This window comes from Streptomyces sp. P9-2B-2 (genome assembly GCF_030406865.1).
Taxonomy (GTDB): domain Bacteria; phylum Actinomycetota; class Actinomycetes; order Streptomycetales; family Streptomycetaceae; genus Streptomyces; species Streptomyces platensis.
In genome coordinates, this window is record NZ_CP129126.1 from 2,359,766 (window position 1) to 2,385,181 (window position 25,416).

The 25,416-nt window shown below is 73.5% G+C and carries 17 protein-coding genes and 1 pseudogene; 6 read left to right on the forward strand and 12 right to left on the reverse strand.

The annotated features are described in order from the left end of the window. Positions 1-555 precede the first annotated feature (555 nt). A complete protein-coding gene (locus QT196_RS10275) occupies positions 556-2,151 on the forward strand; it encodes an FAD-dependent monooxygenase (protein ID WP_168478602.1) in 1,596 nt (531 codons plus the stop codon). Positions 2,152-2,329: 178 nt separating this feature from the next. Here the strand turns inward: QT196_RS10275 and QT196_RS10280 are convergent, their stop codons facing one another. Genes QT196_RS10280 through QT196_RS10290 form a run of 3 tightly spaced genes read right to left on the reverse strand, consistent with a single transcriptional unit; the run spans position 2,330 to position 8,663 of the window. Continuing rightward, positions 2,330-4,279, reverse strand: a complete 1,950-nt coding sequence (locus tag QT196_RS10280; protein WP_290354785.1) for a helicase-associated domain-containing protein — start codon at positions 4,277-4,279, stop codon at positions 2,330-2,332. Continuing rightward, entirely contained in the window at positions 4,276-5,721 is a 1,446-nt protein-coding gene (locus QT196_RS10285; RefSeq protein ID WP_266730227.1) for an SWIM zinc finger family protein, read from the reverse strand. The genes QT196_RS10280 and QT196_RS10285 overlap by 4 nt, the downstream gene beginning before the upstream one ends. After that, a complete protein-coding gene (locus tag QT196_RS10290) occupies positions 5,718-8,663 on the reverse strand; it encodes a DEAD/DEAH box helicase (protein WP_290354786.1) in 2,946 nt (981 codons plus the stop codon). Before QT196_RS10290 ends, QT196_RS10285 begins: the two co-directional genes overlap by 4 nt. A 504-nt stretch (positions 8,664-9,167) precedes the next feature. Between QT196_RS10290 and QT196_RS10295 the strand changes: the two are divergent. Next, positions 9,168-10,233 (forward strand): annotated as a pseudogene (locus tag QT196_RS10295) (UvrD-helicase domain-containing protein); the annotation flags it as partial. A gap of 160 nt (positions 10,234-10,393) precedes the next feature. Next, positions 10,394-10,708 (forward strand): DUF6343 family protein, encoded by a 315-nt coding sequence (locus QT196_RS10300; RefSeq protein ID WP_168478603.1) that lies wholly within the window; start codon positions 10,394-10,396, stop codon positions 10,706-10,708. Positions 10,709-10,926: 218 nt separating this feature from the next. Here QT196_RS10300 and QT196_RS10305 read toward each other — a convergent pair whose 3' ends face one another. The 5 genes from QT196_RS10305 to rpsA form a co-directional block, all read right to left on the reverse strand. Continuing rightward, positions 10,927-11,343 carry a tetratricopeptide repeat protein gene (locus tag QT196_RS10305; protein WP_168478604.1) on the reverse strand — a complete coding sequence of 139 codons (417 nt, stop codon included), beginning with the start codon at positions 11,341-11,343 and terminating at the stop codon, positions 10,927-10,929. Positions 11,344-11,893: 550 nt separating this feature from the next. After that, positions 11,894-12,355: a cupin domain-containing protein gene (locus QT196_RS10310; RefSeq protein ID WP_248001083.1), complete on the reverse strand. Its 462-nt coding sequence runs from the start codon at positions 12,353-12,355 to the stop codon at positions 11,894-11,896. Positions 12,356-12,378: 23 nt separating this feature from the next. After that, positions 12,379-12,969, reverse strand: a complete 591-nt coding sequence (gene coaE / locus QT196_RS10315; RefSeq protein ID WP_168478605.1) for a dephospho-CoA kinase — start codon at positions 12,967-12,969, stop codon at positions 12,379-12,381. Between the two features lie 166 nt (positions 12,970-13,135). Further along, positions 13,136-14,089 carry a PAC2 family protein gene (locus QT196_RS10320; RefSeq protein ID WP_168478606.1) on the reverse strand — a complete coding sequence of 318 codons (954 nt, stop codon included), beginning with the start codon at positions 14,087-14,089 and terminating at the stop codon, positions 13,136-13,138. Positions 14,090-14,683: 594 nt separating this feature from the next. After that, entirely contained in the window at positions 14,684-16,207 is a 1,524-nt protein-coding gene (gene rpsA, locus QT196_RS10325) for a 30S ribosomal protein S1 (RefSeq protein WP_266730236.1), read from the reverse strand. 378 nt (positions 16,208-16,585) lie between these two features. On the opposite strand from rpsA, the gene QT196_RS10330 reads away from it, so the two are divergent. Then, entirely contained in the window at positions 16,586-17,407 is an 822-nt protein-coding gene (locus tag QT196_RS10330) for a class I SAM-dependent methyltransferase (protein WP_168478607.1), read from the forward strand. An 82-nt stretch (positions 17,408-17,489) separates the two neighbouring features. Further along, positions 17,490-20,114 carry an ATP-dependent helicase HrpB gene (hrpB, locus tag QT196_RS10335; protein ID WP_290354787.1) on the forward strand — a complete coding sequence of 875 codons (2,625 nt, stop codon included), beginning with the start codon at positions 17,490-17,492 and terminating at the stop codon, positions 20,112-20,114. 6 nt (positions 20,115-20,120) lie between these two features. Here the strand turns inward: hrpB and QT196_RS10340 are convergent, their stop codons facing one another. From QT196_RS10340 to QT196_RS10350, 3 genes are all read right to left on the reverse strand, one after another. Then, a complete protein-coding gene (locus QT196_RS10340) occupies positions 20,121-21,134 on the reverse strand; it encodes a DUF3068 domain-containing protein (protein ID WP_266731417.1) in 1,014 nt (337 codons plus the stop codon). A gap of 96 nt (positions 21,135-21,230) precedes the next feature. Then, on the reverse strand, positions 21,231-21,365 hold the full coding sequence (locus tag QT196_RS10345; RefSeq protein WP_107050279.1) for an SPW_0924 family protein: 135 nt from the start codon (positions 21,363-21,365) through the stop codon (positions 21,231-21,233). Positions 21,366-21,548: 183 nt separating this feature from the next. Continuing rightward, the gene (locus tag QT196_RS10350; RefSeq protein ID WP_290354788.1) at positions 21,549-23,387 is read right to left on the reverse strand and encodes a lytic transglycosylase; all 1,839 of its coding nucleotides are present in this window, start codon (positions 23,385-23,387) and stop codon (positions 21,549-21,551) included. Positions 23,388-23,538: 151 nt separating this feature from the next. Here QT196_RS10350 and QT196_RS10355 point away from each other — a divergent pair, with 151 nt between their 5' ends. Then, positions 23,539-24,522 (forward strand): DUF4184 family protein, encoded by a 984-nt coding sequence (locus QT196_RS10355; protein WP_168478608.1) that lies wholly within the window; start codon positions 23,539-23,541, stop codon positions 24,520-24,522. A gap of 53 nt (positions 24,523-24,575) precedes the next feature. Here QT196_RS10355 and QT196_RS10360 read toward each other — a convergent pair whose 3' ends face one another. Further along, on the reverse strand, positions 24,576-25,274 hold the full coding sequence (locus QT196_RS10360) for a rhomboid-like protein (protein ID WP_168483669.1): 699 nt from the start codon (positions 25,272-25,274) through the stop codon (positions 24,576-24,578). Positions 25,275-25,416 lie beyond the last annotated feature (142 nt).

Here is a 25,416-nt window from a genome sequence, read left to right on the forward strand (position 1 = left end):
CATTGGGCCGTTTTGCTGCGCATCTACCCATCGGTATCCCGGGGGTGGCTGCCTCGTATCTCTCGCTCAAACCCGGCTGTCGGAAGTGATCGCCGCCGCCTACGATCCCGAAATGTGTCCGCTGCCGACCACATGTGACGGCCGCGTCCCCCGGGCGGAGCACGCTCCGCGAGGCAGATGTGCCCGCCCACCGCACCCGGTAATTCGGGCGGGTGGCGGAGGAGGACGTGGCGGTGCGCAGGGCGGGGCGGGCACGGCCTGAGGGGGAATCATGATGGGGAAATCGGGGGGCAGCAGGCCGGCGTTCGCGTCGGCCTGCCGGGACCCACAACGCGCACAGCCGCTTCCATCGGCAGCGCTGCGCTTCCTGCGGAACGCCTCCGCATCCTTGCCGTCCTCGTTGGCGGCATCCTTCACGGCTTCCTTCGCGGCCGCCTCCGACGCCGTCATCGCCGCCGCCCGCCGACGTTCCCGACCGTATGCGGCACCGCCCTTTCTGGACGTGTCCCGCTCCCGCCGGGGAACGGCGCGCCGCTGCCGAGAAAGGGACTGCCCATGAACGCGTCGAGCAGCAACGGGCTCGAGTTCACCCACCCTTACCTCGCCGTGGTGCTCGGCGGCGGCTTCACGGGCATGCTCGCCGCCGCGGCCCTGTCCGGACACGCCGATGTGATCGTCGTCGAACGGGAGCGGCTGCCGCGGACCCCCGCCCACCCCACGGACCTCCCGCAGGCCCGGCACGCGCAGTTGTTGACGGCGGACGGCGTCCGGCTGATCGACTCCGTGCTGCCCGGCAGTGCCGCGCGCTGGCTGGCGGAGGGCGCCCGCCGGATGCCGTTACCGGCGGAGTTCGCCGGCCGCTCCCCCAAGGGCCGGCCGGGCCGCCGCGCGCGCTCCCGGTATCTGCTCGCCTGCTCCCGCGATCTGCTCGACCGGGTCATCCGCCGGCAGGTACCGGCCCTCCCCGGGGTGACCGTCCTCGACGGAACCGAAGCGACCGAACTGACCGGTACCGCCGAACACATCACCGGGGTACGCGTCCGGGACACCACCAGCGGCGCCGGCTACCTGCTCGACGCCGACCTCGTCGTCGACGCGACGGGTCGGCACTCCCCCACCCGGGAGTGGCTGACCACGCTGGGGCTGCCGGCCGCTCACGAGGACGTGGCGGACTCCGGGACCGTCTCGGCGACCCGGATCTTCCGCGCCACCGAGGGCGCGGAGAACTGCGCGGTGCTCACCGCCCGTTCGGCGCTCACCGGCCCTGGCCCACGGCACCGCCGCCCGTTTCCGGGGAGGACGGCGACGCTGGTTCCGATCGAAGGCGGACGCTGGCTGGTCACGCTCACCGGCACCGGGGACGACCGGCCCTCCGAACACGCGGGCCGCTTCGTCCCGTTCGCCCGCCGCACCGGCCACCCCGCCATCGCCGACCTCATCGCCGACGCCGAGCCGCTGAGCGAGGTGCGGCTCACCCGCGACACCTCGAACCGGCGGCGGCGCTATGAGCAGCTGCCGTCCTGGCCGACCGGGTTCATCGCCCTCGGCGGCGCCGTGGTCTCGCTCGCCCACGACTGCGGTCAGGGCCTGTCCCTCGCCGCCCACGGGGCCGCCGCGCTGCGCGGGGCACTACGACGGCACGGCATCGACGAGCCGTCCCTCGCCCGCAAGATGCAGCGGACCATCGGACGCCTCGCCCAGGAATCGTGGTCCGTGGCCACCGGCGACCTGCGCCCCTCCCCCACGACCGGCCGGGCCGTCCGCCGCGCCTACCTCGACGTCCTCGCGCCCGCCTCCCCCGCGGCCCCGCTCCTGCGCCCCACCGCCGCACTCGGCCTGCTCCGGGGGACGGCACGGACCCGGCCCACGGCCGGCAGCGCACCGGCCCGGCAGATGTCGCCCGGTCCGGTCCCGGCGCCCCTCGCAGCGCCGCCCGGAAGCCCGTCCGCCGCCGGTGCCGCCCCGGCCCTCTCGGCGCGGCCCGCCACCGCCCTCTCGGCCGCGCCGCCCGCTCCGGGACAGCCCACGGCCCCGCCCCTCCCTCCCGGCTCCACGCCCGCCTCCAGACGCCTCCCCCGCCCGCTCAGCTTCGGGCCGACGGCGCTGCGCCGGATCAACTGGGCGACGCGGCGGAAACCGGCTGACGGCTGACGGCTGACGGCTGACGGCTGACGGGGTGATCGTGGGCGCCCGTCAGCCCGGTGGCCCTCCTCGCTCCACGACTGCGCACACGCAGCGGCGAGGGGCGGTCCTGGGGCGCGGCGGACGCCGAGGAAGCTCGCCGGAACCGTTGATCCCGTCGTGGACGGAGGCGTCCCCCGCCAACGGGTCACTCCCCCGCGGGCTTTGTGGCCTCTTGGCGTGGCGCCGGAACCCCCAGGAGGCGGTGGGCGAGGGCGAGTGGCGCCCGGTGGTCACGGGTGGGGGCGGGTGCCGTGGCGCGGTGGGTGGGGAGGCGTTCGACGGTGGTGGTGCCGGTGTCGGATTCCAGGGTCGGTGCGTAGCCGACGGCGCGCAGCGCGTCCAGGGTGGCGGCCGGTGGCCGGGCGCTGACCAGGACGGTCGGGGCGATGGCGCGCAGCCCGAGGTCGTGCAGCCCTCGGTGGGCGGCGAGTTCCTTGACGAGGGCCTCGTCGTCGGAGCGGATGCAGCAGGCGGCGGGCAGGACGCGCATCCGGCCATGGGCGCGGGCGGTGTCCTGGATGAGGTAGTCGATGGGCTGCGGCAGGGCGCCGGTCGCCGAGGCGCGGGTGAGGTCCGCCAGGAGGGTGTCGGCGGTGTGGCCGGCGTCCAGTGCGCGGCGTACGGAGGCGGGGGTGAAGCGCCAGGTCACGGCGTGGTCCTCGGATTCGCGATCGGCCGCGGAGGTGAGCAGGGCGGCGAGCGCGGCGGCGGGGCGGCCGGGCACGACGACGGTCAGATCGGCCTGAAAATGGGCCTGTTCGAGGAGCGGCGGCAGCAGATCGGCGAGTGGCCGGTCCAGCGACCGGGGGTCGGTGAGCAGTGCGCGGCCGAGCGGCGTGAGGGTGCCGTGGGCGACGATGCCGAGGTAGGCGGCCTCGTGGAGGGTGTGGGCGGCACGTTCCCCGGCCATCGGCTGGTGGGTGACGGCGAGGGGGCGGTGCCAGTCCGCCGCCCGGAGGAGAGCGTTCCAGGGGGTGTCGCTGCCGGTCTCGTGCTCCAGAGGTTCGGTGAACGGCAGTGACGGGAGGGGCGCTCCCGCCCCGTCGGGGACGGTGGCCAGGGCGGCGAGGAGGGCGTGCCGGAGGGCGGGCGCGTGCCGGTCGTGGCCGCGGACCAGCGCGGTCGGGGTCTCGCCGAACGGGGTGTGGGTGGGGATGTCCCACAGCCCTGACCAGGCGGCCAATACGGGGGCGAGGCGGGCGCCGGGCGGGCGGCCGAGCCAGTCGTCGTAGGCGCCGGTGGGGAGCGCGGTAATGCCGGACGGGGTGCGGGTCAGCGCGATCAGGTCGGCGGCGAGCGCCAGGTCGAGAAGGAGGCGGCTGTGCGGTTCGGTGGCGCCGGCCGCTTTGGCCAGCCGTTTGATCTCCCGTACGGCCAGCCCGCCCGACTTGCGCAGCGCGGCGGGCTGCGTCGCCAGGGAAGCCAGCAGGCGGTCCAGGGTGGCGGCCAGGGTTGCCGCGGCGGCCCGGGATTCGTCGTACAGCGAGGTCGACGGGACGGATGCGGCGGGTGTGGCGGAGTCGTCCGGGCCGTCCGGAGTGGGGCGCGGGGCGTCGGCGAGGAGCGGGCCGGTGTCGTGGGCGGCGAGGAGTTGCGGGGTGCGCGGCGGGACGACGATCGCGCCGTCCTCGGTGGGCGCGGCGAGTCCGTCCTCGTAGAGGGCGTGCAGGGCGGTTTCGGCGGCGGTGCGAGCGGGGCCGGGCGGGGTGGCGCCGAGGGCGGCGAAGACGTCTTCGGGCAGGACGGGTTCGGTGGCCAGGTGGGCGAAGGACAGCCGGTGCGCCATCAGGGACTGGTAGTCGGCGCCCGGGGCGGGGGCCGCGGGGCCGGGGGCGGCGTTCCGGGCGCGCTCCTGGCTGATGCGGGCGGTGGCGGTGAGCACCTGAAGCCGGGGGTGGTCGAGGTGCAGCACCAGTTGGTGGAGGGTTTCGTAGGACCACAAGGCACCGGCCAGGCCGCGGAGTTCGGTGGGGGCGGGCCGGCGGGCGAGCGGCTCGGCATGGCGGCTGAGGAGCGCGGCGAGCTGTTCGGGGGTGCGCCGGGCGAGGGACCGGGTGAGTGCGTCGAGACCTTCCACGGCGTTGAGGTTAGTCATCGCGCGAGCAGGGCGGTGAGGGCGCCCACGGGGTCGGGGTCGGCCGGGCCGGTGGGCCACCAGTCCTCGGTGCCGGGCTCGGATTCGTACGGATACCAGCGGTGGTCGTGGCCGAAGCGGAGCTGGATGCCGCGGGCCGGGTCGGTGAGGTGGTTGTGGCGCGGGCGCAGGGACGGCAGGTCTGCGGCGAGGAGGGCGCTGCGGGCCCGGTCGAAGTCGCCGGCCGGCGGGTTCCAGGGGGTGTCGAGGAGGGTGAGGCCCTCGGGTCCGCCCTGCCGCCAGGCGGCGACGGCACGCGCCACGTCCGTGGTCGTACGGCCGGTCGCCGCGGCGAGGTCGCGGTAGAGAGCCCGGGTGGTGGAGGTCAGGCCCGCGGTGGGGTGGGCGGTGGCCGTCAGTCGGATGGCGTCCTCCCATGGGGGCAGTGACGGGAACGGGCTGTGGACGGGCGGGCGTCCGGAGCCAGGACTGGGGGACGCGGCGGCGGTCACGCAGGCGTGTGCGCGGGCGGCGGCGTCGGCCGCCAGGAATTCGAGGGCGGCGGGGTCGAAGGGCAAGCCGTCGCCGTCCGGCAGGGCCGGCGGGCGGCCGGGCTGTGGGGGCGCCGGCATCGGGGGCGGTAGCGGCGGCCGGGGGCGGTCGGCGAGCGCCACTCTGGCCAGGACACCGTGCGGTGTGGACGTCCTCGGTGCCCCACGCTCTCCGGGGGCCGCCTCAGCAGCCGCTCCAGGGACGGCAGTTGGCGTCGCCGGACGGCCCTCGGGCCCCTGCCCCTGCGGGAGCGGCGAGGTGGTGGCGACGCTGTGGGCGCGGGCTTCGTGGGCGGTGCGGGCGGCGTTGCGGCGGGAGAGGTCGTCGAGGAGTTCGCGTTCGCCGCGGCCGCGCATCAGCAGCAGCACGAACGGGTCCGCGTCCAGGAGACGGGCCACCTGGAAGCAGAGTGCGGCGGCGTGCTTACAGGGCCTGCCGTGGTCGGGGCACGAGCATCGGGGGACGAGGTCGCCCGGCCCGGGGAGGAGACGCGTCTCGCCCTCGGCCAGCGCCCGGGGCAGCTTCTTGGCCAGCAGGGCGGTCAGTTGGTCGGGCTCGGCGGCGATGGCATCCAGGAGGCCGTCCCACTCCTGGTCGCTGAGGGTCCGCAGGCGGATGTCCACGCTGTAGGGCCGGGGCCTGCTGCCGCGTACGGTGGCGACGATGCGGCCCGGGGTGACGTTGATGGTGTCGACATGGCCGTCGCGGGCGTAGGTGCGGCCGCGGGCGAGCCGGGCGCTGTCGAGCGCGGCGGTCTCCAGTGCGTCCAGCCAGGCGCTGCCCCACCAGGATTCGGCGAACAGCCCCCGGGCACCGGGCCGGACCGGCAGGGGCGGGAAGGTACGGGAACGGTCCGCGCGGGCCAGCCGGTCCGCGGCGGCGGCGCGCCCGGAGGTGCGGCGAGGGTTCATCCGGGCCTCCTGAGGGAGACGAGGTCGGCCAGGTCGGCATCGGAGAGCTCGGTGAGCGCGGTCTCGCCACCGGAGAGCACCGCGTCGGCGAGCGCCCGTTTGGCGCTGAGGAGTTGGGCGATGTTGTCCTCGACGGTGCCCTCGGCGATCAGCCGGTGGACCTGGACGGGCTGGGTCTGGCCGATCCGGTAGGCACGGTCGGTGGCCTGCTCCTCCACCGCCGGATTCCACCAGCGGTCGTAGTGGATCACATGTCCGGCGCGGGTCAGATTCAGACCGGTGCCCGCCGCCTTCAGGGACAGCAGGAAGACCGGCGCGTGCCCGGACTGGAAGCGGTCGACCATCTTCTCCCGTTCGGCGACGGGGGTGCCGCCGTGCAGGAGTTGCGCCGGGATGCCGCGGACGGCCAGGTGCCGTTCCAGCAGCCGCGCCATGCCCACGTACTGGGTGAAGATCAAGGTGGCGCCGCCCTCGGCCAGGATGGTGTCCAGGAGTTCGTCGAGGAGTTCGAGCTTCCCGGAGCGGGCGGCGATGCCGGGCGCGGCCTCCTTCAGGTACTGCGCGGGGTGGTTGCAGATCTGTTTGAGGGCGGTGAGCAGCTTCATGACCAGGCCGCGGCGGGCGATGCCTTCGGCGGTCTCGATCCGGGTGAGGGTCTCGCGGACGACGGCCTGATAGAGCGCGGCCTGTTCGCGCCCCAGTGCCACCGGGTGGTCCGTCTCGGTCTTGGGCGGCAGTTCGGGCGCGATCCCCGGGTCGGACTTCTTACGGCGCAGGATGAACGGGCGCACCAGCCTGGCCAGCCGCTCGGCCGCCGCCGGATCCTCGCCGCCCTCGACCTCACGGGCGTGCAGTGCGCGGAACGTCTTGAGGGTTCCGAGGAGCCCGGGGGTCGTCCAGTCGAGGAGGGCCCACAGCTCGGAGAGGTTGTTCTCCACGGGCGTGCCGGTGAGGGCGATCCGGGCGGGGGCTTTGATGCTGCGCAGCGCCTTGCCCGTCGAGGAGCGCGCGTTCTTCACGTGCTGGGCCTCGTCGGCGACGACCCAGGCCCATGACCGCCCGGCCAGCTGGGTGGCGCTGCTGCGCATCGTCCCGTAGGTCGTCAGCACGAAGCCGCCGTCGAGGCTGTCGAGGCTGCGGCCGGCGCCGTGGAAGCGGCGGACGGGTGTACCGGGGGCGAAGCGCTCGATCTCGCGCTGCCAGTTGCCCAGCAGGGAGGCCGGGCAGACCACCAGGACGGGTGCGCTCGGCCGCCGGTGCCGATGGAGCGCGATGACGGTGAGGGTCTTGCCCAGGCCCATGTCGTCGGCGAGGCAGGCGCCGAGGCCGAGGGAGGTCATGGTGTCGAGCCAGGCCACGCCCCGTAGTTGGTAGTCGCGGAGGGTGGCCCGCAGTCCGGGCGGCTGGGGCAGCGGGCGGGCCTCGGTGGTGAGGCGGCCGCGCAGTGCGGCGAGGGCGCCCTGGGGTACCACCTCAACCTCCTCGCCGTCCACCTCGGCGGTGCCGTTGAGCGTGGCGGCGAGGGCGTCGACCGGCTCCAGGTAGCCCAGTTCGCGCTTACGGGCCTTGCGGACCAGCCCGGGGTCCACCAGCACCCACTGGTCACGCAGCCGGACGACGGGCCGGTGTGCCTCCGCAAGGGCATCCATTTCCGCCTCGGTCAGCGACACTCCGTCCATCGCCAGCTGCCAGCGGAATTGCAGCAGTTCACTGGTGTCGAAGAAGCCGAAACCGTCCGCGGCCGAGCCCGGCGCCGGGCGCAGTACCGCCGCGGCGGTCAGGCCACGGGCGATCTCCCTGGGCCAGTGGACGGTGACGCCCGCGGCGCCCAGGCGTGGCGCGGCTTCCCCCAGCAGGTCGTACAACTCGTCCTCGCCGAGCGGCAGTACGTCGGGGACCGGCCGCTCCAGGAGCCGGGCGAGCGGCGGCCAGATACGGGCGGCGCGGCGCAGCGCAAGGAGCGTGTCCACCCGGGAACGCGGCCCGAAGTGGTCGGGGCCTTCGCCTTCCCACAGGTCCCGGGCGTCGGCGACCAGGGTGGGGTCGGTGAGGCTGTGCACCTGCAGGACGGCGGCGGCCGCACTGCGCTCCTCGGTGCCGCCCGCCGCGCCCTCCTCTGCCCTGTCGAAGAGCTTGTGGGGGGCGAGGTCGAGGCGCAGGGAGAGCCGCACACCGGCATCGACACCGGCCGCCACCTCGGCGGCCCATTCCCGGGCGCCGGGAAGGTGCTGGGGCGCGCTCGCGGCGAACGGGGCACCGGCCACCAGCCCGGCGGCGGGCGTACGGGGCAGCGCATCAACGACCGCGTCCACGTAGAGCCGTACCAGGACCGCGGGATCGGTCACCTGAAGAGGACGGCTGCCGGGGATCGGCACGGCATGCGCCTCGGCGGGCATGGCGGCGGCGATGGCCCGGAGGTGCGCGATGTCCTCGGCGTCCAGCGGGCCGGCGCGCCAGGCGTCGGTGTCGTCGAGGGTCAGTCCGGGCAGCATGCGACCGCGGGCAGCGAGGTGCAGCGCATACAGGGTGGCCGCGCCCCAGCAGGCGGCGGCCGGGTGAGCCGTCGTGTCGTGCCGGGCATCGACCAGCAAGGGGACGGCCTCAGCCACCGGGAGCAGGACGGCGGGGACCGTACGACTGCGGGCACCGTTCCCATGACGGCGGGCGACGGTCAGCGTCCCCTGCTCGGCGGCTCCGTGCCCGTCCCACGCCGCTTCGTCGCTTCCCCGGGCGGTGAGGTCCGGAAGCGGCCCGCCATCAGGCTGCCAAAGAGCGATCTTCCCGGCGCGTGGCAGCTGGGCGGGGAGAAAGACCGCGGCGCAGCCGGCCAGGGCGGCGTCGCCGATTCCGCGACCCTGCCCCGTGCCCCCAGGCAGGGTGGCAGCGGGCGCGCCGTCCGGCGACCGGGTCTCCCTCGCTGCCGTCTCCCACCGCCTCGCCATTCCGTCCCCTGCCGCCTGGTCGAATGCCTGGTCGCTCCGCCCCGGTCGCGGCACCCTCCGAGCCTGCCGCGCCCGCCCTGCTCCTACGCCCCCGACCTGCGAGTCTACGGTCGTCCCCACTGCGTCTCCCGCCCCCTCTCCCGCGTCTGCGCCTGCCACCGATTGAGCGGCAGGCGATGAATCACCGGTCACCCCGCCCTCGGCCCCGCCCCGCCGCGGCACGAGCCCGACGCCATGACGGAGACAGCGAGCGCACGGCCTGTCGCCCTCGTCCGGCCGACGGCAGCCATGCCGCCCCCGCCCGCCGACGATCGTCCGACCGCCGCTGCCTGACCCCGATGGAAGCAGACAGCACTGACAACGCCCCCCACCTGCGCGTTTCACCCACCGACCAGGGTTATCCACAGCCCACGAAAATCTCCTTGCCCACACCCCGAAATCCGCTACGGTGAGTGACGTCATCACTCTCAGTGATCAATCAATCGGCATCGGTGAGGAGCTCTCATGCACACCCCCACGCACGAACAAACCGCCGCGACGGAGGCCTTCCCAACCGGCGCGCATCTCGTGATCCAGGCCGGCGCCGGCACCGGCAAAACGACGACCCTCGTCCTACTCGCCCGCACCGCCCGGCGACTGGGCCGGCGGGGCCGCTACATCGCCTTCAACAGAGCCGTCGCCCGCCACGCCGCCAGCGCCTTCCCCGCCGAGGTGACCTGCGGGACCGCCCACGCCCTCGCCTACACCGCCGTGGGCAGGAACTACCAGGCGCGGATGAAAGCCCCCCGGCAAGCGGGATGGCGCACGGGAGCGGCCCTGGGCATCGACGAAGGCATGTCCTTACGCCTCGGAGCACGCAAGGTCACCCACAGGGCGCTCTCCCACACGGTCCTGCGCACCGTCACCCGGTTCTGCCAGTCGGCCGACGAGGAGCTCGCACCACACCATGTCCCGCCCTGCGCGGAGCCGAAGCCGAGCCGCTGCGTGCACAGCTCGCCGAGCTCACCCTTCCCTACGCGCGCAAGGCCTGGGCCGATCTCCAGCACTCCGATCACGGCGTGGTCCGCTTCGAGCACGACCACTACCTCAAGATGTGGGCGCTGCGCGATCCCGTCATCCCGGCGGACTTCCTGCTCCTCGACGAGGCACCGGACACCAACCCCGTCGTCGAGCAGGTCTTCACCGCCCAGCACGACCACGCTCAGCTGGTGCTGGTCGGGGACTCCGCCCAGGCCATCTACGGCTGGCGCGGCGCACGCGACGTGATGACGGGATTCGACGGCAGACAGCTCAGCCTCTGCCGCTCGTTCCGCTTCGGCCCGCCGCTCGCGGCCGAAGCAAACCGCTGGCTCACGATCATCGGCGCACCGATCCGGCTCACGGGTTCGCCCGGTCTGGAGACGGAGTGGGCACGGCCCGTGTACCGGACGCGGTCCTGTGCCGGACCAATGTGGGAGCGATGGTGGAGGTGACACGACACCTGGACGCGGACCGCCGGGTCGCGCTGGCCGGCGGCGGCGAGGCACTCGGCGCCCTTGCCCGCGCCGCTCACGACCTCGAGTCCGGGCGCCTCGGCGGACTCTCATGGATCAACAGCCACCCCGCCGGCGATCCACGCCCCATCACCGACAAAGCCGTGGAGCAAAGGGTGAAAAGTAGGGAAAGAGGTGCCAGGGACAGGTGACTGGCTCGTCGATCGGGAGGATCCTGGAGGTGGGAGATGGGTTCCGATGCGTACAGGAGATGAGCCCCTTCACGCACGCAGCCCGCTGAAAATCCGCTGTGGGCTGGCGCTGTGGGGGTTGCTGTGGACGATCGCCGGAGCCGTGGCCTTCGTCAACGCCGGCAGGCCGGAATGGGCCGCCGCATGTGCCGCGCTGGCGATGGTGGCGGCCGCAGACCTGACGATGGTGATCCGCCACATCCGCCAGGGACCGCACTACCAGCCGGGCAAGGACATACCGCCCTACGCCCCAGACCGAGGCCGGAACGACGCGTTCGGCATACGCAACGGCACAGGCCGGAGACGGGACACCAGGCCGTAGGGGGCGGCGCAACGGTGCCGAGGCCCCCGCGCACCGAGGTGGTGCCCGTACGAGCTGCGGGGCGGCATTGCCAGGGCCCGTACCGCCTACCTGTCCCAGGACCGTCGGGAATGGAGACGGAGTGGGGCGGGAGGGGCCCAGAGCGGCCTCACGACCAGCACTCCCGGATTCGGGCTCCACGACTGTGACGCGGACGTGGAACGGCCTCCGCTCAGCTACTACTGGTCGCCGTTAGCCGGGCCAGAGTCGCGTTCGCCATCGCCGTCGCCGGTGTCGCGTGCGAAGCGGGCGGCTTCGATGAAATCCGGGCGCGGGTCGAGAGCCGCCGCCAGTCGGAAGTGGCGCAGAGCCTCCTCGGACCGGCCGGCGCGCTCCAAAGTGCGGCCGAGCGCGAAGTGCGCGAAGGCATTGTCCGGTTCGCGCTCCAGAACGATCTGGAACTCGAGTTCCGCAGGGCGCAGTTGAGCGGCGAGAAAGAAGGCACGGGCGCGCAACAGCCGAGCCGCGGTGTTCTCGGGGTGCGCGCTGATGACCGAGTCCAGCAGCCGGATCGCCCCGCGCGGGTCGCGGGCCGCCAACAGCTGCTCCGCGGCGCGGAAGTCGATGACATGCGTCTCGGGGCTGCTCTCGGGCACGGCCTGCTCCTCTCGGTCGCCGTCGGGACTTCCCTTACCTGCGGACCGTACGGCGTTGCCTGCGGCACAACAATCCCATCGGTCCGGGCATTCCCCCGCCGACCCGGCCTCAACCGGCCCTAGCGGCGCCCCCGCGTGAGGCTCGCACCGTGCACCGGGATGGAGGGACGGCGCGGGGCAACGGTCCGTCCCCGGCCCCAGCCTGGAGGTTCCGAAAACAGACGGCGGGGTGTCACGCGAGAGAACGCAGAAGGGCGAGAAGCGGAGGCGCCGGCAGCAGCAGGCGGCACCAATAGAGGAGGAGCCCGACGAGGTGGCACGGGCGGAAGCGGAGACCGAGGAGGTGGCACCGGCCGAGGCGGAGACCGACGAGGCACCTCGGAGGGGGAGGCGGAGGGTGGGAGGGCGGGGGGGGAGGGGAGGGGCCCCAGAGCCACGCCCCCCTCACCTCCACTACTCCGCCTCCACCGCCCCGCCTCCAGGCACCAGGCGTCCCCGCCCGCAGCCCGCAGCCCGCAGCCCGCAGCCCGCAGCCCGCCGGGCCCTACCGCTACAAGCTGATGTGGTACGCCTTGCGCAGGGTCTCGTGCACGGTCCAGCGGGTGCGGTCGCCCTCGCGCAGGACGCAGGCGTCGCCGGGGCCGACCTCCAGTACCGAGCCGCCCTCGACCTCGATGGTGGCGCGCCCGCTGACGACCACGAACAGCTCATTGGCCTCGGTGTCCGTCACCACGCCCGGAGTGATCTGCCAGATTCCCCGTATCTGCCGGCCGTCGGGGGCCTCCCACAGCACCTTGCCCGTCACCACCGGATCACCGGAGACGATCTGAGAAGGGTCCAGAGGATCGGGCTCCAGATCGTCGTCCGCGATGCCGGGGATGTTGACCACGAAGGATGCCGGCGCCGCGTCCCCGCCAGTGGGGGACTCTGCGGCGGTGTCGGAGCCGGGCTCCGCGGCGAGATCGGGCTCGTTGTCAGGGGTCTTGGCGTCAACGCCGGAAGCAGCAGTCATGGCGGCGAGGGTATCGTCCGGCCTCAAGCGGTCCGCAGGCGCTCCCACACTGCGCGGACCTGCGGTTCCAGCGCCTCCAGCGGTCCGTCGTTGTCGATGACCAGATCCGCGACCGCCAGCCGCTGTTCGCGGGTCGCCTGGGCTGCCATCCGGGACTTCGCCTCGTCCTCCGCCATGCCACGCAGCCGTACCAAGCGGTCGAGCTGGGTCCGGGGTGCGGCGTCGACGACCACCACCAGGTCGTACAGCGGGGCCAGCCCGTTCTCCGTCAGCAGTGGCACGTCGTGCACCACCACCGCGTCCGGGCCCGCCGAGGCTTCGAGTTCGGCCGAGCGTGCCCCGACCAGCGGGTGCACGATCGCGTTCAGCGCCTTGAGCTTGCCGGGGTCGGAGAACACGATGCCGCCCAGCTTCGGCCGGTCCAGCGTGCCGTCCGGCGCGAGGATGTCGGCCCCGAACTCCTCGACCACCGCCGCCAGTCCGGGCGTACCCGGCTCGACGACCTCGCGTGCGATCTTGTCCGCGTCCACGATCACCGCGCCGTACGACGCCAGCAGTCGCGAAACCTCACTCTTGCCCGCGCCGATTCCGCCGGTCAGCCCCACCTTCACCATGGGCCCACGCTATACGCTGCGCCCGGACGGCAGGAGACTCCCACTGATTCAGGCGCCGACCAGCTCAGGCATCGGCCGAATCAGGCGCCCGACGGCCGGGGCCGGAGCCTGTCGCCGATCAGGGCCTGTCCAGCTCCGCCACCCGCCGGTTCCGGCACCACCCGATTCAGGCCCCGCCCGCCCCGCCATCGCCTTCCCGCTCCGCCAGGAAGCGTTCGAATTCCCGGCCGAGTTCGTCGGCTGATGGAAGTTCGGCCGGTTCGGCGACCAGGCTGCCACGGCTCTCCGCGCCGGCCACCGCGTCGTACTGATGCTCCAGGCCGCTGACCAGCGCGACCAGTTCCTCGTCGCCCTCCGAGATCTGCCGCTCGATCTCCTCCTGGGTCCGCAGTGCCTCCGTGCGCAGCGAGTGCGCGGCGCCCGGCAGCACCAGGCCGGTCGCGGCCGTCACGGCCTCCAGCGCGGTCAGTGCGGCGTCCGGGTAGGCGGAGCGGGCGATGTAGTGCGGTACGTGTGCCGCCACTCCCAGGACATCGTGTCCGGCTTCCGCGAGACGGAATTCGATCAGCGCCTCCGCACTGCCGGGCACCTGTGCCTCGTCGAAGAAACCGCCGTGGCCCGGCATCAGGTCGGTGCGGTTGCCGTGCGGGGTGAGGCCCACGGGGCGGGTGTGCGGGACGCCCATGGGGATGCCGTGGAAGTTCACCGAGAGGCGCACGCCGAGCCGCTCCACGATCTCCTTCACGGCGCTCGCGAAGCGCTCCCACTCGACGTCCGGTTCGGGGCCGGACAGCAGCAGGAACGGCGCGTCGGTGGTGTCCCGTACGAGCCGCAGCTCGATGCTCGGGGTCTCGTAGGCGGTCCAGCGGCTGCGCTCGAAGGTGAGCAGCGGCCGGCGGGCGCGGTAGTCGACGAGGCGATCGTGGTCGAAGCGGGCGACGACCTCGTTCTGCAGGCCGTCCAACAGCCGCTCCACGATCTGGTCGCCGGTCTCACCGGCATCGATGTACCCGTCGAAGTGGTACAGCAGCACCAGTCCGGCAGAGTCCCTGGAGGCAAGTGCCTCCACCTCCGCGAGCCCGCTCGGCTCCCATTCGTACAAACCTTGGGGATCCAACACAGTGACCGCTCCTCCTCGTTCTCATGAGCGGCAACGCACGACCCGGCGCAGGCATTCCCGCCAACGGAGATGACCCGGCCCACCGTGCACACCGCCCGGCCCCACACCAGGCCAGTCCCCCACCACACCGGCGCCACACACGGACCCCGCCCCGCCCATCCGAAACCGGCCGTTTCCGGCCCCCCACGGCCCCACGGCCCCACGCGCCCCCATCCGGCCTGCCGCACCCCCGAGCCCACGGACGCCGCACGCCCACGGGCCATCCCCACACCTCCGCCCCCAACGCACGCCAAGTCCCCCGACCCCCTGGCCCCTCCCGCTCCCTCCCCCTCAGAACCACCAACTCCCCCACAAAGCAGGCAAGCTCACCCCCGGCTCCCCGCCCCAGCCCCCACCTTCCGTCCGGTTCTCGCCGCCCTCCCGCACAACGCCCCCGCCCCCTGCGCACCACCGCTGCCGCTCTCCCACACGACCCAGCTCCACCCCGAAGCCCCACCCCCAAAAACGACGAAGGCCCGCTCCCCCCTAGGGGAACGGGCCTTCGTCTATCGGCTAGTGCCTGGCAGCGGCGGACCGCTGCCTATCGGCGCGAGCTCAGCTCTGGCCGCCGGCCAGCTTCTCGCGGAGCGCGGCGAGGGCCTCGTCCGACGCCAGGGCGCCGGCGTTGTCCGCCGACTCCGAGGAGTAGGAGCCGCCGCCGCCACCGGCGTTGCCGCCGCCGGCCTGGCCGCCACTCTGCGCCGCCGGTGCCGCAGCACCCTCGGCCGCAGCCTGCTCGTCGGCCTCGCGGGACTTGATGACCTGAGCCTGGTGCTGCTCGAAGCGCTGCTGCGCCTCGGCGTACTGGTTCTCCCAGGCCTCGCGCTGGGTCTCGTAGCCCTCGAGCCAGTCGTTGGTCTCGGGGTCGAAGCCCTCGGGGTAGATGTAGTTGCCCTGGTCGTCGTACGACGCGGCCATGCCGTAGAGGGTCGGGTCGAACTCGACCGCCGACGGCTCGGCACCGAAGGCCTCGTTGGCCTGCTTCAGCGAGAGGCTGATGCGGCGGCGCTCGAGGTCGATGTCGATGACCTTGACGAAGATCTCGTCGTTGACCTGGACAACCTGCTCCGGGATCTCGACGTGGCGCTCGGCCAGCTCGGAGATGTGGACCAGGCCCTCGATGCCCTCGTCGACGCGCACGAACGCACCGAAGGGAACGAGCTTGGTGACCTTACCCGGGACGACCTGACCGATCTGGTGGGTCCGGGCGAACTGCTGCCACGGGTCTTCCTGGGTCGCCTTGAGCGACAGGGAGACGCGCTCGCGGTCCATGTCGACGTCCAGGACCTCGACCGTGACCTCCTGGCCGACCTCGACAACCTCGGACGGGTGGTCGATGTGCTTCCAGGACAGCTCGGAGACGTGGACGAGACCGTCGACGCCGCCCAGGTCCACGAAGGCACCGAAGTTGACGATGGAGGAGACGACGCCGGAGCGCACCTGACCCTTCTGGAGGGTGGTGAGGAAGGTCTGGCGGACCTCGCTCTGGGTCTGCTCCAGCCAGGCACGGCGGGACAGGACCACGTTGTTGCGGTTCTTGTCCAGCTCGATGATCTTGGCCTCGAGCTCCTTGCCCACGTAGGGCTGGAGGTCGCGGACGCGGCGCATCTCGACCAGGGAGGCCGGGAGGAAGCCACGGAGGCCGATGTCGAGGATGAGACCACCCTTGACGACCTCGATGACGGTACCGGTGACGATCCCGTCCTCTTCCTTGATCTTCTCGATGGTGCCCCAGGCGCGCTCGTACTGGGCGCGCTTCTTCGAGAGGATCAGGCGGCCTTCCTTGTCCTCCTTCTGGAGGACCAGGGCCTCGATCTCGTCACCGACGGCAACGACCTCGTTGGGGTCGACGTCGTGCTTGATCGAGAGCTCGCGGCTCGGGATCACACCTTCGGTCTTGTAACCGATGTCGAGCAGGACCTCGTCCCGGTCGACCTTCACGATGACGCCGTCGACGATGTCGCCGTCGTTGAAGTACTTGATCGTCTCGTCGATCGCGGCGAGGAAGGCTTCCTCGTTACCGATGTCGTTGACCGCAACCTGCGGGGTGGTGGCGGTGGTCTCGGTGCTGCTCGTCATGTGGGTAAAGGCTCCGGTGCGGACATTGAAGTCGTAGGTACTGCTACGCCGAGAGCCTCTATCGCCTCTGCATAAGACCGGACAGTGTGAAGGGCGAGTCTGGGAGACGTTCGTCAAATGCAAAGCATCCGGAACGACCCGAATCGCCTCAAACCGAGGGGACATACATACAGATGCGAGCGCGGCCTGCTCCGTCTGAGGCGCGCAAGCCCGCAGCGCAACTTGTAGCATACGGGGGCAGCCGGACCCGGTCAATGCGCGAACGCGCACACCGGGGGCGGAATACCCCATTACCGGCACACGCGATGTTCCGCGAGGTCGAACGGCCTCACAGTCCCTGCAGCGACAAGCAGAGCAAAGAATACGACGACGGGCGCGATGAACCAAGACCACGAGCCCGAGGCGACCCGCCGTGACGCCTCGGACACCGAAAGCAGCCGGGCCAGCCGTGGGTGGTGGGACCGCAACGCGGACGAGTATCAGAGCGAGCACGGTGCGTTCCTCGGGGACGACCGGTTCATCTGGGGGCCCGAGGGGCTGGACGAGGCGGAGGCCGCGCTGCTCGGGTCGGCCGCCGAGCTGAAGGGGCGGCGGGTACTGGAGATCGGGGCCGGCGCGGCGCAGTGCTCCCGCTGGCTGGCGGCGCAGGGCGCGCTCCCGGTGGCGCTGGACCTCTCCCACCGGCAACTCCAGCACGCACTGCGGATCGCGGACGGCGCGACGGACGACGCCGTCGGGCTGGTGGAGGCGGACGCGCGGGCGCTGCCGTTCCGCGACCACAGTTTCGATCTTGCCTGCTCCGCGTATGGCGCGCTGCCGTTCGTCGCCGATCCGGTGCGGGTGCTGCGGGAGGTGCGCAGGGTGCTGCGGCCGGGGGGCCGGTTCGTCTTCTCCGTCTCCCATCCGATCCGGTGGGCCTTCCCTGACGAGCCGGGGCCGGAGGGGCTGTCGGTGGCGGCGTCGTATTTCGACCGCACGCCGTATGTGGAACAGGACGAGGCCGGCCGGGCCGTGTATGTCGAGCACCACCGGACGCTGGGTGACCGGGTGCGGGACGTGGTGGCCGCCGGGTTCCGGCTGGAGGATCTCGTGGAACCGGAATGGCCGGAGTGGAACACCCAGGAGTGGGGCGGCTGGTCCCCGCTGCGCGGGGATCTGATCCCGGGGACGGCGATCTTCGTGTGTACGGCGGATTCCTAGGGCTGTCTCTTAGGGGCCGTGGTCAACGCGGAGGCCCGGGGCAGCGGGCCGGGGTGCGGGGCCGGGGCGGCAGACTGGGGGCGTGATCCGCCGTGACGCCCTTGGCCAGCTGCCCGTCCGTACCGCGTTGCCCGCGCTGCGCGCCGCCCTCGACGGGCCCGGGAGCGCGGTGCTGTGTGCCCCGCCTGGTACCGGCAAGACCACGCTGGTGCCGCTGGATCTGGCGGGGCTGACCGGCGAGGGGCCGGTGCAGCGGGTGCTGGTCGCCGAGCCGCGCCGGATGGCGGCCCGTGCGGCCGCGCGGCGGATGGCCTGGCTCCTGGGCGAGGAGGTCGGCACGGGGGCCGCCCCGGCGCAGGGCTGGGGCCGGGTGGGGTTCACGGTGCGGGGTGAGCGCCGGGCGGGGCCCCGTACCACCGTGGAAGTGGTGACCACCGGTGTGCTGCTTCAGCGGCTGCAGCGCGATCCGGAGCTGGCCGGGGTCGATGTGGTGGTGCTCGACGAGTGCCATGAGCGGCATCTCGACGCCGATACCGCCGCGGCGTTCCTTCTGGACGTACGGGAGACGCTGCGGCCCGAGCTGCGGCTGGTGGCGGCGTCCGCCACTACGGACGCGGAGGGGTGGGCGCGGCTGCTGGGCGGTGCGCAGGGCGCGGCGCCGGTGGTCGAGGCGGCGGGCGTGTCGCATCCCGTGGAGGTGGTGTGGGCGCCGCCGGAGCGGCCGGTGCGGCCGCCCCATGGGACGCGGGTCGATCCGGCGCTGCTGTCGCATGTGGCGGGAGTGGTGCGGCGGGCGCTGCGTGAGCGGTCGGGGGATGTGCTGTGTTTCCTGCCCGGTGTCGGGGAGATCGGGCGGGTCGCCGGGGAGCTGGCCGGGGTGGACGCCGAGGTGCTTCAGGTGCACGGGCGGGCGCCGGCGGCGGTGCAGGATTCCGTATTGGCGGGCGGGAACGGCGCACGGCGGGTGGTGCTGACGACGTCGGTGGCGGAGTCCAGCCTGACCGTGCCGGGCGTGCGGGTGGTGGTGGACAGCGGGCTGGCGCGGGTGCCGCGGACGGATCACGCGCGCGGGCTCAGTGCGCTCACCACTGTGCGGGCCTCCAGGGCGGCGGCCCGGCAGCGGGCCGGCCGGGCGGGGCGGGAGGCGCCGGGCGCGGTGTACCGCTGCTGGCCGGAGGGGGAGGACGGGCGGCTGCCGGCGTTCCCCGATCCGGAGATCAAGGTCGCCGATCTGACCGCGTTCGCGCTTCAGGCGGCCTGCTGGGGTGATCCGGCGGCGGACGGGCTGGCCCTGCTCGACGCGCCGCCGGCCGGTGCGCTGGCCGCGGCGCGGGAGGTGCTGACGGCGATCGGTGCGGTGGACGGGGCCGGCCGGGCGACGGAGCGGGGCGCGCGGATGGCGCGGCTCGGACTGCATCCGCGGCTGGCGCGGGCCCTGCTGGACGGGGCGCCGGAGGCCGGGGTGCGGCGGGCGGCGGAGGTGGTCGCCCTGCTGAGCGAGGAGCCGCCGCGGGCCTATGGGGACGATCTGGCGGCGGCGTGGCGCACCGCGCGGCGGGGCGGGGATGCGTACGGAGCCAGGTGGCGGCAGGAGGCGCGGCGGTTGGCGTCGGCGGCCGGGGAGCCTCGTACCGGGTCGGGCGGGGACGGCGGCCGGGGTGCCGGCGCGGCGCTCACCGATGATGCCGTGGCCGGTCTCGTCGCCGCGCTGGCGTTCCCGGAGCGGGTGGCCCGGGCCCGTGGTGGCGGGAGTTACCTGATGGCGTCCGGGACGGGGGCCGAGACGGCGGGGGCGTCGGGCGGCTGGGGGCAGCGGCCGGGTTCCCCGGGCGCGGGGGGCGGTTCGGGGCTGCGGGACGCGGCGTGGCTGGCGGTGGCGGTGGCGGACCGGCCGGTGGCGGCCGCGTCGGCGCGGGTGCGGCTGGCGGCGGTGATCGACGAGGAGACGGCCGTCGCGGCGGCGCCGGCGTTGTACGCGTCCGGTGAGGAGGTGCGCTGGTCGGACGGGGACGTGGTGGCCCGGCGCGTGACCCGGCTGGGGGCGATCGAGCTGGCGGCCCGGCCGCTGACCGCCCCCGACCCCGGGCTGCTGCGGGACGCGGTGGTGGCGGGCCTGCGGCGGGAGGGGCTCGGGCTGTTGCGGTGGTCGGCCGCCGCGGCGTCGTTGCGGGAGCGGATGGCGTTCGTGCACCGGGAGTTGGGCGCGCCCTGGCCAGATGTCTCGGATGCGGCGCTGCTGGAGTGCGTCGAGGAGTGGCTGGGGGTGGAGCTGGGGCGGGCGCGGCGGCGGGCCGATCTGGAGCGGATCGATGCGGGGCAGGCGCTGCCCCGGCTGCTGCCGTGGGCGACCGGCGACGCGGCCCGTTTCGACGAGCTGGCGCCGGAGCGTCTCGAGGTGCCGAGCGGTTCCCGGGTCCGGGTGGACTACGGCGGTGCGCAGCCGGTGCTGGCGGTCAAGCTCCAGGAGTTGTTCGGCTGGCAGGAGTCACCGCGGGTGGCCGGCGGGCGGGTGCCGGTGCTGGTGCATCTGCTCTCCCCCGCGGGGCGGCCGGCCGCCGTCACGGCCGATCTCGCCTCGTTCTGGCGGGACGGGTACCGGTCCGTGCGCGCGGAGTTGCGGGGCCGCTACCCGAAGCATCCCTGGCCGGAGGATCCGTCGGCGGCGGAGCCGACGCGGCACACGTCGGCACGGCTCAGGCGGGGCTGAGCCGCGTCACGGGCCGCCGCCGGCCGCGCCGTCACCAGCCGTCGCCGCGGGGGCGGGCGGCCGGGCCGCCGCGGGGGCGGGGCGGCGGCCGCGGGCTTCGAGGTACAGGCTCAGGGCGAGCAGCGCGCCGCCGAGGAGCAGGAAGCCCCAGGGGAGGTAGCGGGTGAGCAGCAGGACGAGGGTGCGCTGTGAGGTCACCAGGGCGACGGTGGAGTCGACGTAGTCGGCGCGCATCTTCACATGGCCGGCGAAGGCGGTGACCTTGCCGCCGCCGGGCAGCAGATCGCCGCCACGCAGCTCCTCCTTGTGGATCTCCTGGCCGTTGACGGGGGCGCCGGTGACGGGTTCGACCCAGAACATCCGCTTGGTGGAGTACCAGCGGGTGGTGCCCATCTTCGCGACGGACTGCGGGGTGATGCCCTTGACCGGCATCTTCTTGGGGAGGGCGACCTTGGTCCAGGGGATGGTCTGCTCGAAGTAGTAGACCTCCAGGCCGCGGAAGGTGCGGGTCCCCTTGTAGTGGATGGGGGCCGAGGTGCGGGTCTGGGCGTCGAAGTAGGTGTAGTCGCGCCGCTCGGTGAGGAACGGCCACTTGAACTCGATGCCCTCGCGGCGCACCGGGTCGCCGTCGACCATCTCGCCGGTGGCGTGCACGGGTTCCTGGGAGTGGGCGTCGAAGAGATAGCGCTCGGGGATCGCGGAGACCATCTTGCCGTCGGGTCCGGCGACGTAGGACAGCGCGTCCCAGACGACGATGTCCCGGCCCGCGGACTTCTCGATCCGGTCGGAGGCCGCCACATCGCCCTTGAGGGTCTGCACGATGGTGACCTTCGGGACGCGTTCGGCCTTCATCGTCCCGTAGTTGAGGAGGGTGGCGGGCCGGGCCTCCAGGACCATGTCCTGGTACTGGCCGGGCGGGATCTTGGCGAGCCGGGGGAAGGCGTACCACCGCATCAGCGGGGACAGTGCGGTGAAGAAGACGGCGCAGGCGAGCAGCACCAGGCTCGACCGGCGGCGCATGCCGCGGGCGGGGCGGCGCCGGCCGGGGCCGGGCGGCGGGCCGTCGGGGGTCCTCGGGGTGGGCTCGGTACGGCGCATGGCGGTCGCGTCCCTCCCTCAGGGGTGCTTGGGGACGGTGGTCAGCAGCGGTTTGGGGGAGGTCGTGCCGCTGGGTGCGCCGGTCGCCGTGAGGGTGAGGACGAGGGCGAACGCCGCGGCCAGTCCGACCGCGGCTGCTGTCAGGGCGCGCATGGTCGGCCTCCCGGGAGCTGATGCTGCGTCAGGGCGGGGGCACCGTAGCAACGGGCGGCGCAGATGAGAACACGTGGCACCGCCGTCCTGCCCGGGACGGCGGGCAGGACGGCGGAGGCATACCGGGCGCGGACGGCGGCCCGGGGTGTGGAACCGGCCGCGTGGGCGGGCCGGTCGGCGTGGTCAGGAGCCGGCCGGGGCGGCGACCTTCAGCTTGACGGTGAGGACGGCGCCGTCGGCGGTGGTCAGCCTCAGCAGGAATGTTCCCGAGTGCGCGTCGGTGTAGATCTTCGGGAGTTTCAGCAGGCCGTTGGCGTCCGTGGTGAGCCCGGTGAGTGTGCGGACCGGCTTGTCCGCGTCGTGGCCGGTGGCCTCGGGGTCCTTGAAGTAGGGGCCCTTGTCGTTCTCCACGGGCCGCTGCGGATCGTTGGTGACCATGGTGGCGGTGACCGCCGCACCCGCCGCGAGCTCGCCCTGGTAGGTCGCCTTGATCTCGACCGCGTCCTCCGCGAAGGCCTTTCCGGCGGTCGCCGTCAGCTCCTTGTCCGAGGTACGGGCGAGCTTGTCGGCCTTGGGGGCGGGCTTGGCCTTGACGGTGGCGCCGACCTCGACGGCGGGCGCGGTGTGCCGCACGGTGCCGACCCGGATGCGGAAGTCCCCGGTCCGGTCGCCCGCGCGCAGGGTGGGGGCGGTCGCCAGGCCGTCCTTGTCCGTCGTGACGGTGACGGTGGCCGCGTCGCCGGGGAAGCGGGCGTCGGTGGTCGGGGGGAGGGTGAAGCGGACGGGGACACCGGCGACGGCCTTGCCCCGGTCGTCCTGGGCGCGGACCTGGAGCGGGGTGGCGAACTCGCTGCCCGCGGTGGCCGTCAGGTCCTTGTCGCCGACCCGTACGAGGGTGGTGGGGTGTGCGGGTTCGGGGCTGGGGGTGGGCTTCTGGGTGGGGGGCAGCGTGCCGCCCGGGGTGGGGCGAGTGCCGTCCGGGCGCCCCGGTTTGCCGGGGTCGTGCTGCTGCCCCTTGCCGGGCTTGGACGGCTTGCCGGGCTTGGACGGCTTGCCGGGCTTGGACGGCTTGTCAGAGCCGCCGGGGCGCGGGCTCTTGTCCGGCTCGGCGCCGGGGCCGCGGCCGTGGTGCCGCTTGCCTTCGGACCGGCCGCCGTTGTCGTCGCCGGACCGGCCGGCGTCGCGGTGGACCGGCAGCACGCCCTTGCCGTCCGGTACCTCGTGGGTGCCGTTGCGGTAGAACGCGTACCAGGACAGCACCGTGCGCAGATACTCGTCGGAGTGGTTGTAGCCGAGGATCGCCCGGTCCAGGTCGTCCGGGGCCGTCAGATCGCGGTCGCCGGCGCAGAGATAGCGGCCCGCGGCGAGCGCCGCGTCGAAGACGTTATGGGGGTCCTTCTTGCCGTCGCCGTTGCCGTCGGCGCCCCAACCGGTGCCGTCGGGGCCGCCGTTGGACCAGGTGGACGGGATGAACTGCATCGGGCCCACGGCACGGTCGTGGGTGAGGTCGCCGTCAAAGCGGCCGGCGTCGGTGTCGGTGATCCGCGCGAAGCCGTGGCCGTTGAGCTGCGGGCCGAGTATCGGCCGGAGGGTGGTGCCCTCGGCGTCGACCGCGCCGCCGCGCGCCTGGCCGGACTCGACCTTGCCGATCCCGGCGAGCAGCTGCCAGGGCAGCCGGCAGCCCGGGTCGGAGCCGTCGATCGTGGTCGCGGCCTTCTTGTACGCGGCCAGGACGGTGGCGGGGAGGCCGGCCTCGGCGGGTCCCCGGCCGGTGGCGGGGTCCTTGCCGGTGTGCGGCGAACCGTGCGGCGGCACCGGGCTCTTGAGGGGCGGCAGGTCGGTGTAGTACGCGGAACCGCCGTCGATCGGGACATCGGCGGGCGGCGGGGCCGGCCGCCGTTTCGCTACCGCGGCGCCGGTGGCTCCCGGTGCCTGAGAGGCGGTCAGCGCGGCCAGCACCAGGGCTGCCACGGCCGTCGAGGCCGCTCCCCTTTGGAGCCGCCGTCGGAATGTGGCTGCCATACGTGGTTCCCCTCCGCATTGCCTGACCGCGCTCCTGACGCGGTATCGCGCTCCCCAGCGCGCCAACTCAGGCGAGACTACGACAACTCGGGCCTGGCATCTACCACCCGCTTCAGACCCATAATGATCTGAATCGATCAAGGAGAGGCACATGCCGTTCACGCTCAGCCATGCCGCCGCCGTGCTGCCGGCCATCCGGCGGAACGGTGCGGCCCGCGGTCCGCTGGTCGCCTCGGCGCTCGTGGCGGGGTCGTTCGCACCCGATATGACGTACTACGCGGACTCCCTGGTTCCCGGCGGCATGGCCTTCGGCGATTTCACCCACTCGCTGCCCGGGGTGCTGACCGTGGATGTGCTGGTCACCGCGGCGCTCGTGGGCGGCTGGCTGCTGGTGCGCGAGCCGTTGACCGCGCTGGTGCCGCGGGCGTGGCGCGGCACGGTCCACACCTTCGTCCGCGGCCGGTCCTGGCGCCCTCAGGGGCCTCGTGAACTCGCCGCCCTGGTGGGCTGGTTCGTGGTCTCGGCGGTACTCGGGGCGGTGACCCATGTGGTCTGGGACGCCTTCACCCACCCCGGCCGCTGGGGCACCCGGCTGGTGCCTGTCCTGGACCAGGTCGTGGGCGGCCTGCCGCTCTATACGTATGTCCAGTACGGCACCTCGGCGCTCGCCCTGGTCGCGATGAGCACGTTCGCGTGGCCGATCCTGCGGCGGCGGGACGGCGACGGGGCGGCCGGGGCGGCCGTGCCGGTCGCGGTGCCGGATCTGACCGTACGGCTGCGGCTGCTGCTGACCGCCCTGCTCGCGCTGTGTGTGGCGGCCGGTGCCGGGCACCGTGTCCTGCGGGCGCGCGCCGTGTTCGGGCCCGAGGTGAGCGCGCTCAACTACCTCCCGACCGCGCTCTTCGGCGCCGGGGCCGGCCTCGTCCTCGGGCTGCCGCTCTATGGGGTGGCCGTACGGCTGGTGCACCGCCGCAGTCTCCGCGACCGGGCGGCCGACGCCACGGGCCTGCCGCCGACGCCCGCGGAGCGGACCGTGCCCCGGGCGGCGGCGCCGTCGGGGGCGGCGGACGCGTCGACCGTGACCCCGTCCGGTGCCGCGGCCACCTCGCCGAACTCGCCGTCCACCACGGAGTGACGGCGCCCGCGGAGCCCGCTCGCCCCCGCGCCCGCGCCGCCGCGCCCGTCGGGCTACTCGACGAGCGCCGGGCCGGCCTCCGGTACCGGGGCCGGGGCGGTGCGCCGGGCGGCCCGCAGCAGGAAGGCGCCGCAGACGAAGCCGATGGCGGCCGCGAGCAGATGTCCGATGGTGGTGAAGTCGGGCAGCACCCCGCTCCAGTCGCCGCCGAGCACCGGCCAGGCGACGACTCCGGCCGCCGCGAGCCAGCGCGCCCGGGGCAGCAGCAGCGCCCCCGCCGCGAGCACCGTCTCGGCCCCGTAGCTGATGCCGAAGTCGGTGGCGTGCCGGACGCTGTCGGGGTACCAGCCGTGGGCGAGGGCCACCTGGATCACCGGCACGGTGAGCAGCGTCGCCGCGAGATGCCCCAGGAGGAAGATGCCGTAGGCGCGCCCCGGTCCGTACCGCCGTTCCAGCCACGCCAGGCTCACGGCGATGCCGAGGCCGAGCGTGATCAGCGTGCCGGCGAAGGCCTCGGAGGCGATCTCGGTCAGGGTGCCGTCGAAGAACAGCAGGCTGCCCGCCAGCACTCGGAGCGGGCGGTCCTGAAGGTTGTCCAGATGGGTACTGACGCCGAGCAGCACCCGCTGGGCCTCCGCGGTGGACAGCACCGCGGTGCACCACACATGGGTCGCCAGCAGCAGGGCGAGATAGCCGACGGTGACCGGGCTACGGGAGACATAGGTGCCCAGGGCGCGGGCCGCACGACGCATCACGCGGTGATCAAAGCACAGGGCTTCCGGGCGGAACACGCTCCATGACGCGCCGGGCGACGACCGGTTTCAAGCCACCGGCGGGCGGTCCGGACGCATCGCAATTCGCCGCGGTGCGGGCCGGGTTGGGTGATGCGGCGGG